The sequence below is a fragment of the Azospirillum melinis genome (assembly GCF_013340935.1).
Classification (GTDB): domain Bacteria; phylum Pseudomonadota; class Alphaproteobacteria; order Azospirillales; family Azospirillaceae; genus Azospirillum; species Azospirillum melinis.
In genome coordinates this window covers 56986-74027 of sequence record NZ_WHOS01000011.1, presented here as the reverse complement: position 1 = coordinate 74027, position 17042 = coordinate 56986, and the positions used below count along the sequence as shown (strand labels likewise).

The following is a 17042-nucleotide window of genomic DNA, read 5'->3' as shown; positions in this document are numbered from 1 at the left end:
TCAGACCCCGTCGATGTAGCTCAGCAGCGGCTGCCAGTCGCCGCGATGCTCGGCGGCGCGCTTGCCCGGCATGTCGAACAGGCTGAGGCCGCTTTCGGCTGCGTCGGCATAGATCTGGCTGTCGCGCAGCCGCGTCACCACCTGATGCCCGATGCCGCCCAGGAAGCGGTCGAGCCGGTCGGCGGCCTTGGTGCGGGCGCGCATGCGGTTGCCGACCACCGCCACCGTGGTCTTCTTTTTGGCGATCCGCTTCAGCTCGTCCAGCTTGACCAGAAAGCGCTGGGTCGCCTGCTCGTCGAAGGCGCCTGGCAACACCGGCAGCACGACGATGTCGGCCATCTTCACCAGATCCTCGATCTGCTTCGTCTTCAACGCGGCGGGCGCGTCGATGACCAGCCGCTTGATGCCGCGCGGCGTGTCGGTGAAATCCTTGGCCCAGTCGAGCCCGACCAGGGCCGGCGCCTTCTCTGGCCGGCGCTCCAGCCAGCCGAGCGAGGAACGCTGGCGGTCCACGTCGGCCAGCACGGTGGGCAGGCCCGCCGCGGCGGACGCGGCGGCGAGGTGGGTGGCGACGGTCGTCTTGCCGCAGCCGCCCTTGATGTTGGCAACGAGGATCGTGAGCATGGCCGCGGACTCTACACCCCGGCGTCCGGCTTCGACCAGAAATGCTTGGTGTCGGTGAAATCATGCCACAGGGCGACCAGCGCCGCCTCGGTGTCGGCCACGCCACGGGCATGCCAGCCGATGACGATGCCGGCGGCGCGCGGCTCGCCGGGGGCCGACCGGCTGCCGTCGTCATGCAGCTCGTGCAGAAGCCGCGTCGCCGTCGCCACATCGTTCAGATGGCCCAGCGCGTCCTGCAGCGCGGCAAGCTGCTGGATGTAACGGCGCACCGGCTTGTCGTCATACAGGCTGCGGAAGAACTCCACAGCATAGCGCAGCTTCTTCAAGGCGATGCGCAGCTGGTGGCGCTGGGCCACCGGCAGATGGGCAAAGCCGTGGCCGGCCCGCTTGGCCTTCTTGTGGCGCTTGTTCAGCAGATGGTCGGCCAGCCCGATCACCGGCTGGAACAGCCGCACCGATTCCTCGCTGACCGGCTGGTCGCGCCAGCCGCGCTTCTCCACCCAGCTGCCGACGCCCAGCAGGAAGGCGGTGTAGCGGTCGGAGCGGATCGCCTCGCGCACGCTCTCATAGGCGCGCAGCCGCTTGGCCTCGGCCGCCGCCGCCAGCGCGTCGAGATCCTCGACTGCCGAACGGCCATGCCCGTCGGCCTTGTGGAAGGCGTCTCGCACCGGGGCCAGCAGCTCCTCGCCGAACACGTCCCAGTCGCGCGCCGGCCCCAGGCTGCCGGCCAGCCACTTGATCTCGCCGACCAGCCACAGATATTGCGCGGCTGGAATGAAGGGCCGGAACAGCGCAGTGGCCGAGCGCAGCCGGCGCAGCGCGACGCGCATCTGGTGCACGCCCTCCGGATCCTCGCCGGCCAGCGTCACCGCCTCGTTCGCCACCATATGGGCGATGCAGGCGCGCACGATGCGCGCCACCGCCCCCTCGACCGTCGTCTCAGGCTCGAGCACCAGCTTTTCGGCTTTCAGCGCCTTGTCGGCCGAGCCGTTGGCCAGCGCATGGCCGCGCTCCGCCTTGGTCCGCATCTCCAGCCGCAGCGGAGCGGCCTGCGCCAGTTCCTGCGCCAGATCGTAGAGTGCCGCGGGCGTGCCGCTCTTCAGCTCCAGCTCCACCTCGCAGAGGTCGGTGGACCGCCCGTCCGGCAGTTCGATCCGGCCGCGGTCGAAGGCGACCTCGATCACGGCGGCACCGTCGCCCTCGCCCAGCGTCACGTCCTGCGTCGTCCGTTCGACGATGGAGGTGAAGACCGGCCGGAGTTCCGAGTCGCTGAGCGATCCCAGCAGCTCGATGGCTTCGGCATCGGCGATCAGCGTCAGGTCGGGTGCGGCGGAGGTCACCGCGCATTCCCACTCGCCGCGCCCCAGCCCATCCTCGTCGGGTGCCGACTTGACCGTCTGGACGAAGCCGTCGCCGGTCTTGCGCACCCGCAGCGTCACCTTGCGCGCGGCGAGCCGGCGCTCCTCGGTGTCGTAATAGGTGCTTTCCAGGGTGCGTGTCGCCGCCGGGCCGGACGCCCGGTCTGCGATGGCGGAAGCGGCGCGCAGCCTGTCGAAGTCTTCCGGCTTCGCTGCCAGCTTCAGTTCCGTCTCGCGGTTGATCTCGGCCTCAGCCATCGCCTGCGCTTCAACCCCCGTTTTGCGGCCCATTGGCCTACAGTTGGGTGTTTGCACAGCCAATGGACAGGGTCAAGTTACGGAAATGTTGCAGAAGCCTGCGGTTGCGGCACCCGCCGGCTGTACGTCCACCGCCGGTTCCTGGCATTCGGCCAGGGCTTTACCCGGGAGGTTGCAGGGTCATTATGCCCCATTTCACCCCACCCCTGGGGCGTTGCAAAGCGTGCAGGCCTGTGGTTGGGTTCCCGCAAACTGAAACGGCCTGTCCCGCTGGGATCGGCCATAATTGGGGAAGTGTGACGATGACCGATTTCAACACGATCGACGACCTTGAGGTGAGCGGCAAGACGGTGCTGGTGCGCGCCGACCTGAACGTTCCGATGCAGGACGGCAAGGTGTCCGACACCACCCGCATCGACCGCCTCGCCCCCACCCTGAAGGAGCTGTCCTCCAAGGGTGCCAAGGTCGTGGTCCTGTCGCATTTCGGTCGCCCGAAGAACGGTCCGGACGCCAAGAACTCGCTGCGCAACGTGCTGGACGCTCTCAGCGCCGCCGTCGGCCAGAAGGTGGCCTTCGCCGAGGATTGCGTCGGCGAGAAGGCCAAGGAGGCCATCGCCAAGGTGCATGACGGCGCCATCGTGCTGCTGGAGAACACCCGCTTCCACGCCGAAGAGGAAAAGAACGACCCGGCTTTCGCCAAGGAAATGGCCGCGCTCGGCGACATCTACGTCAACGACGCCTTCTCCGCCGCGCACCGTGCCCATGCCTCGACCGAGGGTGTCGCCCGCCTGCTGCCGAACGCCGCCGGCCGCCTGATGGAAGCCGAGCTGAAGGCCCTGACGCTGGCGCTGGAGAAGCCGGAGCGCCCGGTCGCCGCCGTCGTCGGCGGCGCCAAGATCTCCACCAAGCTGGAACTGCTCGGCAACATGGTCCGCAAGGTCGACCTGCTGGTGCTCGGCGGCGGCATGGCCAACACCTTCCTGTTCGCCCAGGGCACCGATGTCGGCGCCTCGCTGTGCGAGAAGGACATGGCCGACCAGGCCCGCGCCATCATGGCGACCGCCAAGGAATCCAACTGCGAGATCCTGCTGCCGAAGGACTTCGTCGTCGCCAAGGAGTTCAAGGCCGGTGCCGCCAACCGCGTCGTCGCCTTCGACGCCATCGGTGCTGACGAGATGGCGCTGGACGTCGGCCCGGCCACCGTCGAGTTCCTCGGCGTGAAGCTGCAGGGTGCCAAGACCGTCGTCTGGAACGGCCCGCTCGGCGCTTTCGAGATCCAGCCCTTCGACGCCGGCACCAACGCGGTGGCCGGTCTGGTCGCCGCCCGCACCGAAGCCGGCGGCCTGCTGTCGGTGGCCGGCGGCGGCGACACCGTCGCAGCGATGGCCCATGCCGGGGTCGAGGACAAGTTCACCTACGTCTCCGCCGCCGGCGGCGCTTTCCTGGAATGGCTGGAAGGCAAGGAGCTGCCGGGTGTGGCGGCGCTGAAGAAGTAAGCGGCTCCGCAGGATCGCAGACGAGAAAGGCTCCGGGTTTCGACCCGGAGCCTTTTTGTTTGGTTATCCCGGCGCAGTCCTCTCCGTCCGCACCTTCAGCCACTCCGCCATCCCCTGGTCGTCCAGCGCATATTGTCCGCGCGCCGACCGCCACAGGATGTTCTTCTGCCGCAGTGCCTCGATGGCCGCCTGGACCGCCGGTGGCTCCACCGCCTCCCCGACGGCATCGGCATAGGCCTGCAACGCCGGGGCGGAGAAGGGGGCGGATTGCGGCCCCTCCACCGCCAACCGTTCGACCACCGCCTGCTGCAAGGGCGTCAGCCCCGACCATGCCGTCTCGTAATCGTCCCAAACCCGCTGGCGCAGCCCGGTCGCCCCATCCGCCAGCGCCCGCTTCAACTCCCCGGCATCACCGACCAGCAACGCCGCGTCCGACAGGATGCGCATCAGAGTTTCCGGTTGCCGCCCGACCGCATCGAAGGCCGCGAACACATCGTCCGCATCAAAGCGGTTGCCCTCGGCCAGCCGGGCGTTGATCCAGGCCGTGTAGGCATCGGTATAGGCACGGTCGAGCAGCGGGAAGCTGCGCACGCTGGTTCCGAAGAAGGGCTGGTCACGGCTCAGTACCAGCCGGCTCAGCTTGTCGCGATGGGAACCCGTCAGCACGATCATCAGGTTCGGGCCGTCGCGGGCATCGTCCCGGGTGTTCAACCGGTCGCGCGCCGCCTTCAGGGCGAACATGGCGTTCAGCCCGGCCTCGGTCGTCAGCGCGTGCTGCGCTTCATCCACCAGCAGGGCGATGCGCTTGTGCGTCCGCTCCAGCAGTGCCTCCAGCGCGTCGGCCAGCGTGGTCCCCTGCGCCTGCCCGATCCGGTCGATATCGACCGACACGCCGCCCATGCCCAGCTTGCTGAGTCCGACCGCCCGCGCCGCCTTCACCGGCAGGCTGTCGACCCGGCGAAGCTCGGCCTTCAACGCCTCCGCGATCAGATGCGCAGGATCGGCCGCCATGTCTGCCCAGAGATCGACATAGACCGACAGGATGCCGCGGCCCTCCAACTCCGGCCCCAGATCGTGGCGTAGGAAGGTGCTCTTTCCGGTTCGTCGCGGTGCCGCCAGGCACAGCGTCGGCTCCGTCCCGATCGGCGCGTCGCCCGTCACGATGTCGGCCAGCGCCGCCGCCAGCTTCGGGCGGTGGAACAGGAACTTCTGCGCGGACGCGGCGGGTTGGGACGGCACGGACGCCCTCTTTAGGATCAATTACGGAGCGGACTATAATTTATAGTCCAAAAAATAATCTTCAATAGTCCGCTGCGGACTGCGCAACGACCCGTGCATCCCAACCGTTTCCCCTTGCATCCCGCCGCACGAATGCCCATAACAGCGGCGGGAGACTGGCGTCGGACGAGTCCCTCGCCAACCCGGTCAGGTCCGGAAGGAAGCAGCCGCAACGAGTTACGGCTCGGGTCGTTCGTCCAGTCTCCCACCCTCTTCAAAAATTGCCAGCACGAAACAGACGGCGACAGCGCGGTGCCGGGACGCTATCCTGCGGCCCGCAATTCCCCTCCCGTCGTTTCGACAGGCCAGCCGCGTGACCGATACCACAGTCGACATTCCCGCCTCCGCTCCCGCCACCGGGCAGGCTTACCGGGTGCTGGCGCGCAAATACCGGCCGAAGACCTTCGACGAGCTGATCGGCCAGGACGCGCTGGTCCGCACCCTGACCAACGCCATCCAGTCCGGCCGCATCGCCCAGGCCTTCATGCTGACCGGCGTGCGCGGCGTCGGCAAGACCACCACCGCCCGCATCATCGCCCGTGCGCTGAACTGCACCGGGCCGGACGGCACCGGCGGGCCGACGGTCAGCCCCTGCGGCGTCTGCGACAATTGCCGCGCCATCGCAGAGGACCGCCACGTCGACGTGATGGAGATGGACGCCGCCAGCCACACCGGCGTCGACGACATCCGTGAGATCATCGACGGCGTGCGCTACGCCCCCGTCTCGGCCCGCTACAAGCTCTACATCATCGACGAGGTCCACATGCTCTCCAAGAGCGCGTTCAACGCGCTCCTGAAGACGCTTGAGGAACCGCCGAGCCATGTGAAATTCGTCTTCGCCACCACCGAAATCCGCAAGGTGCCGGTGACGGTGCTGTCGCGCTGCCAGCGCTTCGACCTGCGCCGCGTCGACGCCCAGGTGCTGAAGGAGCATTTCACCCGCGTCACCGCCCAGGAAGGCGCCGACATCGAGGGCGATGCCGCCTCGCTGATCGCGCGCGCCGCCGACGGGTCGGTGCGCGACGGGCTGTCGCTGCTCGATCAGGCCATCGCGCTGGCCGCCGGCACCGTCACCGCGCAGCAGGTGCGCGACATGCTGGGTCTGGCCGACCGCACCCGCGTCATCGACCTGTTCGAGGCCGCCGTCTCCGCCAAGCCGGCCGAGGCGATGGACATCCTGTCCGACCTGCACCGCGTCGGCGCCGATCCGGTGGTGATCCTCCAGGACCTGCTCGACCTCGTCCACAATTTGACCCGCCTGAAGGTGGTGCCCGACAGCGCCAACGATCCTTCCCTGCCGGAGGCCGAGCGCACACGGGGAGCCAGCCTGTCCTCCAAGCTCGGCATGCCGGCGCTGACCCGTGCCTGGCAGCTTCTGCTGAAGGGGCTGAACGAGGTGCAGGCCGCCCCGGTGCCGCAGCAGGCGCTGGAGATGGTGATCGTCCGCCTGTCCTACGCCGCCGACCTGCCGACTCCGGGCGAGCTGATCCGCCAGTTCCAGGCCCAGCAGGCCAATGGCGGCGCGAATGGCGGCGGGGGCGCGCCGATGGGCCGTGGCCCCGGCGGCGGCCCCGTCGCGGTGGCCAGCCAGCCTTCCTCCATGGCGACCCATGCCGTCGCCCGTGCCATGGGCTCCGCACAGCCGCAGAGCGCCCCTGTGGCGCAGGCGGCTCCCGCCCCTGCCGCCACCCCGGCCGGCGAGGAACTGTCGCCGATGCCGCACGACTTCCGTGCGCTGGTGCAGCTGTTCTCCGACCGGCGCGAAGGCGCGCTCTACGGTTACATGATGGAGACGGTCCAACTGGTCCGCATGGAGCCGGGCACGCTGGAACTGAAGCTCCGCCCCGCCGCCCCACCGACCCTGCCGGCCAAGGTCGGGCAGTTCCTGACCGAATGGACCGGCCAGCGCTGGATCGTCGCGCTGTCGGAAGGCCCGGCCCAGCCGACGCTGGCCGAGCAGGACAAGGCTGAAAAGCACCGCGCCTGGGCGGAGGCGGAAGCCAACCCGGTGGTGCGCGCCGTGCTCGACACCTTCAGCGGGGCGAAGATCATCGACGTCCGCGACCTTGCGGAAGTTGCCGCGGCAGAGAGCGCAGCGGTTGCGGATGACGGCGAGACACCCGATTTCATGGTTCAGCAGCAGGACGACGGGGTCTATTACCCCCTCGACGATGAAGGAGAGTACTGACCGATGAAGAATATCGGCAACATGATGAAGCAGGCCCAGCAGATGCAGGCCAAGATGCAGGAAATGCAGGCGAGCCTGGAGCAGGTCGAAGTGACCGGCCAGAGCGCCGCCGGCATGGTCGTCGTGACCGTCAACGGCAAGAGCGAGATGAAGAAGGTCAAGCTCGACAAATCCGTCGTCGATCCCGAGGACGTCGAGGTGCTGGAGGACCTGATCGTCGCCGCCTTCAATGACGCCAAGAAGAAGGTCGAGCAGCACGTCGCCGAGGAAACCTCGAAGATGATGGGCGGCCTGAAGCTGCCGCCGGGCATCAAGCTACCGTTCTGATCGGGCTTATTTGCCCTCTCCCGCCCCGGGAGAGGGAGGGGACCCGCGCCGAAGGCGTGGGGAGGGTGAGGGGCAATCCGGACATGGATCCCCCTTATCCTTGGAGCACCCCTCACCCTTCCCAAGCTGCGCTTGGGCCCCTTCCCTCTCCCGGGGCGGGAGAGGGAGACGTGTTGTGGCCATCAATCTCCCATGATCGGACCTGAAATCGAACGCCTGATCCAGCTGCTGTCCAAGCTGCCGGGACTCGGTCCCCGGTCGGCGCGGCGGGCGGCGCTGCATCTGATGAAGCGGCGGGACAGCCTGCTGATCCCGCTGTCGGAGGCGATGGCGGCGGCCGGCGAATCGATCCGCGCCTGCTCCGTCTGCGGCAACCTCGACAGCCGCGACCCCTGCACCGTCTGCTCCGACCCCACCCGCGACCGCTCGGTCATCTGCGTGGTGGAGGATGCTGGCGACCTGTGGGCGCTGGAACGCACCCGCGCCTTCCGCGGCACCTATCATGTTCTGGGCGGCCTGCTGTCGGCGCTACAGGGTGTCGGTCCCGACGATCTGAACCTCGCCGGCCTCGCCGAGCGCGCCAAGGATCCGGCGGTGCGCGAGATCATCCTGGCGCTGAATGCCACCGTCGACGGCCAGACCACCGCCCATGTGGTGACCGACCGCCTGGCCGAGTCCGACGTGTCGGTCTCCCGTCTGGCGCACGGCGTCCCGGTCGGCGGCGAGTTGGACTATCTCGACGACGGTACGCTGACCGCGGCGCTGAAAGCACGGCGTCCGCTGTAATCCGGGCTGTGCAAGCCCCTCAGCGCTCGAACAGCCCGACCAGCTCCACATGGGCCGACCACAGGAACTGGTCGACCGGCCAGACCTTCACCAGACGATAGCCGCCATCCACCAAAACCCGCGCGTCGCGGGCGAAGCTGGTGGGATTGCAGGACACCCCCACCACCCGCGGCACTTTGCTGCCGGCGAGCGCCGCTGCCTGCGCCGCGGCACCGGCGCGCGGCGGGTCGAACACAACGGCATCGTAACGGTTGAGATCCTTGGCGCTCAGCGGGTTCTCGAACAGGTCGCGCCGCTCCGCCGTCAGCCGCAACCCCTGCACCGAGCGGCCGAGCGCCACAACCGCCGCCTCGTCGCCCTCCACAGCATGGACCGCCGCCTGTTGCGCAAGTGGAATGGAAAAGGTGCCGATACCGGCGAACAGGTCGGCGATGCGGGTGGCCTGCCCCACCCCTTCGCGCACCGCCGCCACCAGGGCCGCTTCGCCCTCCGCACTGGCCTGGAGGAAAACACCGGGCGGCGGCTGGATCGGAACGCCTGCGAAACGGATGAAGGCCGGCCGGCGGTTCGCCACCGGCTCCGGCGCGGCGCGGTCGGTCGGCTGCCAGGCGATGCGGGCGATGCGCTCCGGCTCGAACCCGACCAGCGCCTCGCGTGCCGCACGGTCCAGGCTGCGCGGCCCGACCAGCAGCAGATCGACCCCACCCTCCAGGTCGGTCAGCACCACATCGGCGTCGCCGCCATCCGGCAGCAGACCGTTCAGCAGGGTCCGCAAAGGCTCCACCAACGCGAGCAGGCGGGGCGACAGGATCGGGCATTCCTCCAGATCGACCAGCCGGTGGCTCTGCCGCTCGTTGAAGCCGAACCAGACCCGTTTGCCGCGCTTCAGCGCCGCGAAGCGGGCGCGGCGACGGGCGCCGGTCGGCGTCCGTGCCAGCGGTTCCATCGGAACTTCGCCAAGCCCGACCCGCTCCAGCGCCCCGCGCACCACCCCGACAGTCCAGGCGGCATATGTCGGATCGTCCATCTGCTGGAGCGTACAGCCGCCGCAGCGGCCGAAATGGCGACAGGGCGGAGTCTGGCGGCCGGGACCGGGCTCGAGAACCTCAAGCAGTTCGGCCCGTACGCCCTCCCCCTTCCCATCGCCGTCGGCGGCACGTACACGCACGCGGTCGCCCGTCACCGTATAGGGCACGAACAGGCGCAGCCCCTCGGCAAAGGCGATCCCATCGCCACGCGCACCGACATCGGCGATGGACACCTCCATCTCCTGTACGTCGCGGGGCGGCGCGGCGGTCTTGCAGGTCGGCTGGCGCCCCTTGGCGAAGGGGCGCTTGGCGGGACGCGTCATGTCGGGGGTCCGTTGGATGCGGGTCTGGAGCGCCTCCCTTTACGCCTCCATCAGCTTGGCGCGCAACGGTTCCGGGATCGGCGTCGGGCGATGGGCAGCCTTGTCGACGATCACCGCCACCGCCTCCTGGGTGGCGATGCAGCGGTCGCCCAGGAAAATGGCGCAGCCCAGCGTGATCGAGCTGGTACCCAGCCGCAGCGTCCGCGCGCCGACCCGCACCGTGTTGGGATAGAGCAGTTCCGCCTTGTATTCGATCAGGCTGCGCGCCAGCACGACGGTCCAGGGAACCTCGGGGGTAAAGCCGCCGACCGTGTTTATAAGAGCAACGCGCGCCTGCTCGAAATAGACGCCGAGGGCGTTGTTGTTGACGTGCCCCACCGCGTCGAGATCGTTGAAGCGCACGCGCTCTTCCCACCAGAAGCGGTAGAGGTCGGGGCTGGTCAGGTCGGGTTTGCTCAGGTCGGGCGTGCCGGTCATGCCGTCTTCCTTGCCGTATAGGTCAATGCATCTCCGGACTGTGGCGTATGGTCCAGAGCGGCGCAAGCCCGGCTTCGCGCTCTGCCGCCCCTGTCTGTGGTCATATTTCCAGGGGAGCCCGCGAATTCCCGCGCCAATCCCCGATTGGCCGTGTTATTGGAGTCGGACCAACCCTCCGCAACGGACCGGACGATGAGCAAGGACACCACCAACCAGACGGCCGAGGCGCTGTTCGAAAAGGCGCTGTCGATCGCCGAAAAGCACCTGGATGAGGCGATCAAGGAAGGTGGCCCGCTCGGCCCCTACATCGCCGTCGCCATGATCGAGGCCGCGGTGAACGCCGCCGTGGACGAGACCAGCCACGAAGACGTCATCGACATGCTGCGCGATCTCGCCGCCCAGATCGAGGCGGACGCCGACGAGGCGGAAGAGGACTGAGGATCAAGCGGTTACGGACCCTGCCTGCCGGCGCGCCTCGCGCCGGCGCAGGATCTCGTAGACGACGGCGCCCAGGACTGTCAGCGCGATCAGCACCAGCGACAGCGCGTTGACCGCCGGCGTCAGGCCGGTCCGCACCTTGGTCGCGATGTAGACGGTCAGGGTGGTGTCCAACCCGCGCACGAACAGCGTGGTGTTGTAGTTCTCGAAGCTCTGCAGGAAGGCCAGCAGGGCCGCCGACAGGATCGCCGGCATCAGGTACGGCAGCGTGATGCGCCGGAACACCTGCCCATGCGTGGCGCCGAGGTCGAGTGCGGCCTCCTCCAGCGCCGGGTCGAATCGCTCCAGCCTTGCCGAGAACAGCAGCATGGCATAGGCGGCGATGAAGCTGGACTGCGCCACCACGGTCAGGAACAGCCCGCCGCTGACCCCGAACCACTCCCGCCAGAACACCAGCGTCGAGATGCCGACGATCACCCCCGGCGTCAGCAGCGGCGACACCATCAGCGCGTAGAGGACGGTCTTAGCCCGGCTGTGCAGCCGGTCGAGCAGCAGGGCCGCCGCCAGCCCCAGCGGCACGGCCAGCGCGATCACCCCCGCCCCCACCAGCAGGCTGGTGCCCAGCGCCGCCCACATGCGCTGATCCTCCCACAGCGCCTGGAACCAGCCGAGCGTGAAGCCCATCCAGGGCGTCACCGTGGGAAAGCGGCTGCTGTTGAAGGTCGCCGCCGCCATGATGCCCAGCGGCAGGAACAGATAGCCGAAGAACAGCATCAGATAGGCGCCGGTCAGCAGGCGGCGGAAGCGGGCAGCGGTCATTGGGGCCGTCTCATGGCTTGAGGCTCACTTCGCGATATCCGCCAGCCCGACGCGGAACAGCCGCATCGCGCCGAGGATGAAGCCGATGCACAGCACCAGCAGGATGAAGGCGTAGGCCGCCCCCTGGTTCCAGTTCCCGCCTTCGAAGAACCAGTTATAGATGATCTCGGTGAACCAGCGGCTGTTCGGCCCGCCCAGCAGGGCCGGCACGGCATAGCTGCCGGCGGCCAGCATGAAGGTCATGATGCAGCCGACGGCGATGCCCGGCTTGGCGTGCGGCAGCACGATGCGGCGGTGGATGCGCAGCCAGCCGGCGCCGAGGTCCCGCGCCGCCTCGATCTGGTTGCGGTCCAGCGATTCGATGGCATTGTACAGCGGGAAGACCATGAACAGGATGTAGACATAGACCATGCCGACGATCACCCCGGCATCGCCACCCAGGAAGCGCTGCGGCTCGTCGATGATACCCAGCCCCAGCAGCACCGCGTTCAGCGGCCCGTTGAAGGCCAGGATGATGTACCAGGAGAAGGTGCGCAGCAGCTCGTTGATCCAGAAGGGCACGACCAGCATCAGGATCAGCAGCGGCAGCCGCCGCTTCGGCGCCACCTGCGCCAGATAGTAGGCGACCGGATAGCAGACGGCCAGCGTGGTCGCGGTGACCAGCGCGCTGGCCCAGATCGTTTTCAGGAAGATCGACAGATGGATCTGGTTGGTCCACAGGGTCAGGTAGTTCCTGACCGTGAACACATCCTCCGGCCCGCCGATCTTGGACGGCGGCAGCGACGGCCGGAAGGAGAAGCCGATCATCATCAGCTGGGGTAGCAGCACCAGCAGAGCCAGCCAGACCGCCACGGCCAGGAGGATCACCCCGGTCAGAACCGGGCCGTACCGGCGAAGAACCTCCGTCATTCGGGCACTGCTCCAGCCTGTGGGACCGGTTTGACGCCTAACATGGGGATTCCCGCCGGCGCAAGCGCCGCTATATGACGATGACGTTCAGCCGAATGGAACGCTCGGCACTCGGCCAGTCCGACAACCACGTCTCTCAGCCGTCATTCCCGCGAAGGCGGGAATCCAGCCGCTTCACGTGCGTGAGCAGGAAGCCTGGATCCCCGCCTTCGCGGGGATGACGGCCGGGGAAAGCGGCTCGGTATGGAAAAGGACGACGCCAGCGGCTCCGCCGATCAGCCGAGATTGTGCTTGGCCACCACGGCGGCGAAGTCGTCGCCGAAATGCTCGCCGACCCGGATGACGGAGACGCCGTACGGGATTTCCTTCAGTGACGGGTGGTCGAGGTTCAGCGAGGTCAGCAGCGCCATCGGCACATGCTGGGTCACGCTCATCGCCCGCAGGCCGCGGATCAGGTCCAGGCCGGACAGGCCGTCCATCACCATCGAGGCGATGACCATGTCCGGCGGAACGCGCACGGCAAGGCTGATCGATTCGATGGGGTCGGTCACCGTCATGGTGCGGAAGCCGCAGGCGGCCAGTTCCGTCCCCAGCTTTTTGGCGACGACCTTGGACGGGGTGACCAGCATGATCTCGACGTTGCGGACATCGACGTCGGTGACCTGGAATTCATAGCGCACCGGCAGGGCGCGGATGATCCGGTTGGTCTCGGCCAGCAGCGGCTGTTCGGCGCGGTCGACCAGTTCGGAAATGCGGTCGATGAAGATCTGGGCATCGACCAGCTGCTTCTCGTCCAGCCGCTTCAGGCCGCTGAGGTAATCCTCCAGCCGGTGGGCGACGAGGCTGACGGTGGGATAGCCGAAGCTGGTGCCCATGCCCTTGAAGTTGTGGGCCTCCAGCCGCAGGACACCGATGGTTTCCACATCGCTGCGCTGGCCCTTCACGCGGTCCGACAGCGTCGCGTTCATCAGCTCCAGCCGATCGCGCGCGTCGTCCACGAACTCCATGCGCAAGCGGTCTTCGAGGTCGTCGGTCGACATGTGCGAGGCCATGGAGCGGATTCCGGCTGGGAGGGAAAGGGGTAACCCGAAGGTACACCAAATCCTTGCGCCGAAACAGACGCGGCGCGTCCCTATCCGAAAGGACGCGCCGCGCGCAACAAAACCACTGGTTTTAAGGGGCGATCAGAGCCGGGCGAGCAGTTCCTGAAACCAGGCCAGACGCTCTTCCGTCTGGGCGATGTCGCGGTCCAGCCAGGAGGCGAAATGGCCGTCGCTGCCGACATTCGCCCGCTTCAGGTCGCCCAGCCGGGCCAGTTCGGTCTCGCAGAGCGCCACCAGATTGTCGATCTGGTCACGCTGCGACTCGACATCCAGCAGATGCAGGAAGCGCAGCTTCAGCGCGATGACCAGCTTGTTCAACCCATCGGCCGAGGGCGCGCGGACATTCGCGCGCATCAGCGTGTCGAACTCCACCCGGCCGGTTTCGGTCGGACCCAGCAGGGCGTTGTCTTCCATGCCGCTGCCGTCCAGCGCCTCGATCAGCCCCTCGTAGCGCAGCATCTCCAGCGAGGTGCCCATCAGGTCCAGCGACGGACCCATCATACGATCGAGGAAATGACGGACGGCGCCGGCCAGATCGGCGTAACGCAACGGCCCGCCCTGGATCAGCGTGCCCAGGACGACGAGGCGCACGGCCTCCTTCGGCATCAGCGAGTTGTCACGATACATGGCGAACCCCCTGGGCGAGCCGCTGGATGCGAAGCCCTGGAAAAACGGAAGGATGGCACGATGACGGCCGGTCCGCAGCACTGAAGCTGCGAACCGGTCGCAACGCTACCCCTCAAAGTAGGGTCGCGCGTGCAATCTGTCCAGAGGGCAAAACGTCCTTATCGCCAAAAGGGTCTTTCCGGACCTGTTCCAGGAGCCCCGGTCAGGCGGCGAGGCGCAGGTCCAGCCGGCTCCACACATCCAGCAACGCGTCGACCAGCATGCCCATCTGCGCATCGGTGTGCAGCGGGGTCGGGGTGAAGCGCAGCCGCTCCGTCCCGCGCGGAACGGTCGGGTAATTGATCGGCTGGACGTAGATGTTGTGCCGCTCCAGCAGCTCGTCCGACGCGCGCTTGCAACGGTGGGCATCGCCGACCATCAGCGGCACGATGTGGCTCATCGACGGCATCACCGGCAGGCCGGCGTCGGCGAACATCCGCTTCAGCGTGGCGGCGCGTTCCTGATGATGCGCCCGTTCGGTCTGGCTGTGCTTCAGGTGACGGATGGAGGCCAGCGCCCCCGCCGCCAGCACCGGCGACAGCGAGGTGGAGAAGATGAAGCCGGCGGCGAAGCTGCGGACGCAGTCGATCAGCGCGGTGGAGCCGGTGATGTAGCCGCCCTGGACGCCGAAGGCCTTGCCCAGCGTGCCCTCGACGATGGTCAGCCGGTCCATGGCGCCGTCGCGCTCGGCCACGCCGGCGCCGCGGGCACCGTACATGCCGACGGCGTGCACCTCGTCCAGATAGGTCATGGCGCCGTGCTTGTCGGCCACGTCGCACAGGTCATGGATGGGGGCGATGTCGCCGTCCATCGAATAGACGCTTTCGAACGCCACCACCTTGGGACGGCCGGGGGCGATGCCCGACAGCAGCTCGTCCAGATGCTTGGGGTCGTTGTGGCGGAAGATGTGCTTCTCGGCACCCGAATTGCGGATGCCGGTGATCATCGAATTGTGGTTCAGCGCGTCCGACAGGATCACGCAGTTGGGCAGGATCTTGCCCAGCGTGGTCAGAGTCGCGTCGTTCGACACATAACCCGAGGTGAAGAGCAGCGCCGCTTCCTTGCGGTGCAGGTCGGCCAGTTCGCGTTCCAGCAGCACATGGTAGACGTTGTTGCCGGAGATGTTGCGGGTGCCGCCGGCACCGGCGCCGACCTGGTCCAGCGCGTCGTGCATCGCCCTCAGCACATCCGGGTGCTGGCCCATGCCGAGGTAGTCGTTGGAGCACCAGACCGTGACCGGACGCTCGCGCCCGTGGGAATCGCGGAAGGTCGCCGTCGGGAAATTGCCAGCGTGGCGCTCCAGATTGGCGAACACGCGGTAGCGGCCGTCCTGCTTCAGGGTCGCAATCTGGTTGCGGAAGAAAGTTTCGTAATCCATCGCGCGTTTCCGTTCGCGTTCATCCACACGGTCGGCTGCACCGGTTTCAGACTTAGGGGCTAGGCCATTCGTCCGGCGCGTCGAAGAGGATGGCATGATCCTTCCTGGCATGCCACCCGGCATTGATCGAAATCAAGCCGCCGCCGCATGAGACCTTCGCACAAGTGGCAGGCTCCCATGCCCTGCGGATGCCGCATGTCGGCGTCCCGCGGACAGGGCATCGGCTTGGCGATGACTTGAAGTCATCGGTGACAATATGGTCCGAATGCCCCGGATAACCATGGCGGAGGTCCGGGAATACGTGCACATGTCTGCCTCGATCCATCGGCCTGTTCCACAGACCGGATACGGTTGCGGCAGTCGCAGCCGTCCGTTCCAGGGTTGCGGCCGATTTTAATAAATCTATTGAAGTTGAAAAAATATCGTCACCATCATCTCTTGCGCGCACTCTTTTGACGGGGAGAGGAAGATGGGCAAGCGGATCGTCCTGTGTTTCGACGGAACCTGGAACAAGCCGGGCAGCGGCAGCCAGCCCGACAAGGACAACGAGGCATCGACCAACGTCTGGAAGTTCTACAAGTCGGTCCTCGGCGCCGCACCGGACAATACCGAACAGGTTTCCTATTACGATTCCGGTGTCGGCACCGATGAAAAGGGCGGTTTTCTCCACGACTGGTTCGACAAAATCTTCGGCGGGGCCTTCGGCCTCGGCCTCGACAAGAAGATCAAGGACGGCTACCGGTTCCTCGCCTCGCACTACAACGACGGCGACCATGTCTTCATCCTGGGCTTCTCGCGCGGCGCCTACACCGCCCGCAGCCTCGTCGGGCTGATCCGCAATGCCGGGCTGCTGCCGGCCGACAGGCTGGGCGAGACGGACGACGCCTACGCGCTCTACCGCAAGCGGGACGACGGTCCGGACGTGGGGGAGGCAAAGCGGTTCCGCGACACCAACGGTTCGACGCTGATCCCGATCCATTTCCTCGGCGTCTGGGACACGGTGGGCGCGCTTGGTGTGCCGCTCGGCATCTGCAAGCAGCTGGATCAGGATCTGTACGGCTTCCACGACACCGAACTCAGCAGCCTTGTCCGCAATGCCTTCCAGGCGCTGGCGATCGACGAGCATCGCAAGACCTTCGCCGCCAACCTCTGGGATCCGAAGGCGAAGCCGGCGCAGCGGATGGAGCAGCGCTGGTTCGCCGGCTGCCATTCCAACGTCGGTGGCGGCTATGACGACGACAGGCTGTCGGACATCACGCTGAAATGGATGATGGAGCACGCCGAGGGCTGCGGCCTCGCCATCGACCCCATCTGGGTGCCGGAGGTGTCGCCCGACAACGCCCTGGGCGTCATCGTCGATTCCTATGCCCGTTTCCTCGACGGGGTCGGCGAACTGGTGCAGCCGCGCCATTACCGCCCGGTCTGCGTTCTCCCCTTCAGCCAGGAGAACCTGCACGAGTCGGTGCCGCACCGCGCCGCCAGCGATACGGGCTACGCACCGCCCAACATCGGCTACCGCAAGGCGCTGGCGCAGTTCGGCACGGTGCGGGAAGAGGAACCGGCCCCGGCCGGCTGACCGAGGGCGC

Annotated in this window: 16 protein-coding genes and 1 other RNA gene; 7 read left to right on the top strand and 10 right to left on the bottom strand. The window is 67.3% G+C overall.

Annotated features, from left to right (window positions below; all coding sequences use genetic code 11):
* Positions 1–624 carry a ParA family protein gene (locus tag GBZ48_RS10765; protein WP_109448646.1) on the bottom strand — a complete coding sequence of 208 codons (624 nt, stop codon included), beginning with the start codon at positions 622–624 and terminating at the stop codon, positions 1–3.
* 11 nt (positions 625–635) lie between these two features.
* A complete protein-coding gene (locus GBZ48_RS10760) occupies positions 636–2240 on the bottom strand; it encodes a CYTH and CHAD domain-containing protein (RefSeq protein ID WP_174471047.1) in 1605 nt (534 codons plus the stop codon).
* A gap of 302 nt (positions 2241–2542) precedes the next feature.
* On the opposite strand from GBZ48_RS10760, the gene GBZ48_RS10755 reads away from it, so the two are divergent.
* Positions 2543–3736: a phosphoglycerate kinase gene (locus tag GBZ48_RS10755; RefSeq protein WP_174471046.1), complete on the top strand. Its 1194-nt coding sequence runs from the start codon at positions 2543–2545 to the stop codon at positions 3734–3736.
* A 63-nt stretch (positions 3737–3799) separates the two neighbouring features.
* Here the strand turns inward: GBZ48_RS10755 and GBZ48_RS10750 are convergent, their stop codons facing one another.
* The gene (locus tag GBZ48_RS10750; RefSeq protein WP_174471045.1) at positions 3800–4975 is read right to left on the bottom strand and encodes an ATP-binding protein; all 1176 of its coding nucleotides are present in this window, start codon (positions 4973–4975) and stop codon (positions 3800–3802) included.
* A gap of 150 nt (positions 4976–5125) precedes the next feature.
* Between GBZ48_RS10750 and ffs the strand changes: the two genes are divergently transcribed.
* The 4 genes from ffs to recR all read left to right on the top strand — a co-directional run bounded on the left by ffs (position 5126) and on the right by recR (position 8315).
* Positions 5126–5223, top strand: an RNA gene (gene ffs, locus GBZ48_RS10745) — signal recognition particle sRNA small type.
* A gap of 104 nt (positions 5224–5327) precedes the next feature.
* The gene (locus GBZ48_RS10740; RefSeq protein WP_174471044.1) at positions 5328–7202 is read left to right on the top strand and encodes a DNA polymerase III subunit gamma/tau; all 1875 of its coding nucleotides are present in this window, start codon (positions 5328–5330) and stop codon (positions 7200–7202) included.
* A 3-nt stretch (positions 7203–7205) separates the two neighbouring features.
* Entirely contained in the window at positions 7206–7529 is a 324-nt protein-coding gene (locus tag GBZ48_RS10735) for a YbaB/EbfC family nucleoid-associated protein (protein WP_063635355.1), read from the top strand.
* A gap of 192 nt (positions 7530–7721) precedes the next feature.
* Positions 7722–8315, top strand: a complete 594-nt coding sequence (gene recR / locus GBZ48_RS10730; protein ID WP_174471043.1) for a recombination mediator RecR — start codon at positions 7722–7724, stop codon at positions 8313–8315.
* 19 nt (positions 8316–8334) lie between these two features.
* On the opposite strand, the gene GBZ48_RS10725 is transcribed toward recR, so the two are convergent.
* Both GBZ48_RS10725 and GBZ48_RS10720 read right to left on the bottom strand, forming a co-directional pair.
* Positions 8335–9666, bottom strand: a complete 1332-nt coding sequence (locus GBZ48_RS10725) for a class I SAM-dependent RNA methyltransferase (protein ID WP_174471042.1) — start codon at positions 9664–9666, stop codon at positions 8335–8337.
* A gap of 39 nt (positions 9667–9705) precedes the next feature.
* A complete protein-coding gene (locus GBZ48_RS10720) occupies positions 9706–10143 on the bottom strand; it encodes an acyl-CoA thioesterase (protein WP_174471041.1) in 438 nt (145 codons plus the stop codon).
* 192 nt (positions 10144–10335) lie between these two features.
* On the opposite strand from GBZ48_RS10720, the gene GBZ48_RS10715 reads away from it, so the two are divergent.
* On the top strand, positions 10336–10581 hold the full coding sequence (locus tag GBZ48_RS10715; RefSeq protein WP_014248877.1) for a hypothetical protein: 246 nt from the start codon (positions 10336–10338) through the stop codon (positions 10579–10581).
* A gap of 3 nt (positions 10582–10584) precedes the next feature.
* On the opposite strand, the gene GBZ48_RS10710 is transcribed toward GBZ48_RS10715, so the two are convergent.
* The 5 genes from GBZ48_RS10710 to hemA all read right to left on the bottom strand — a co-directional run bounded on the left by GBZ48_RS10710 (position 10585) and on the right by hemA (position 15456).
* Complete coding sequence (locus GBZ48_RS10710) at positions 10585–11400, bottom strand: ABC transporter permease (protein WP_174471040.1); 816 nt, start codon at positions 11398–11400, stop codon at positions 10585–10587.
* Between the two features lie 24 nt (positions 11401–11424).
* Positions 11425–12309: an ABC transporter permease gene (locus GBZ48_RS10705; protein WP_174471039.1), complete on the bottom strand. Its 885-nt coding sequence runs from the start codon at positions 12307–12309 to the stop codon at positions 11425–11427.
* Between the two features lie 275 nt (positions 12310–12584).
* A complete protein-coding gene (locus GBZ48_RS10700; protein ID WP_174471038.1) occupies positions 12585–13361 on the bottom strand; it encodes an Hpt domain-containing protein in 777 nt (258 codons plus the stop codon).
* Between the two features lie 132 nt (positions 13362–13493).
* The gene (locus GBZ48_RS10695) at positions 13494–14039 is read right to left on the bottom strand and encodes a hypothetical protein (RefSeq protein ID WP_174471037.1); all 546 of its coding nucleotides are present in this window, start codon (positions 14037–14039) and stop codon (positions 13494–13496) included.
* A 202-nt stretch (positions 14040–14241) separates the two neighbouring features.
* Positions 14242–15456: a 5-aminolevulinate synthase gene (gene hemA, locus GBZ48_RS10690; RefSeq protein WP_174471036.1), complete on the bottom strand. Its 1215-nt coding sequence runs from the start codon at positions 15454–15456 to the stop codon at positions 14242–14244.
* A gap of 469 nt (positions 15457–15925) precedes the next feature.
* On the opposite strand from hemA, the gene GBZ48_RS10685 reads away from it, so the two are divergent.
* Entirely contained in the window at positions 15926–17032 is a 1107-nt protein-coding gene (locus tag GBZ48_RS10685; protein ID WP_174471035.1) for a DUF2235 domain-containing protein, read from the top strand.
* Positions 17033–17042 lie beyond the last annotated feature (10 nt).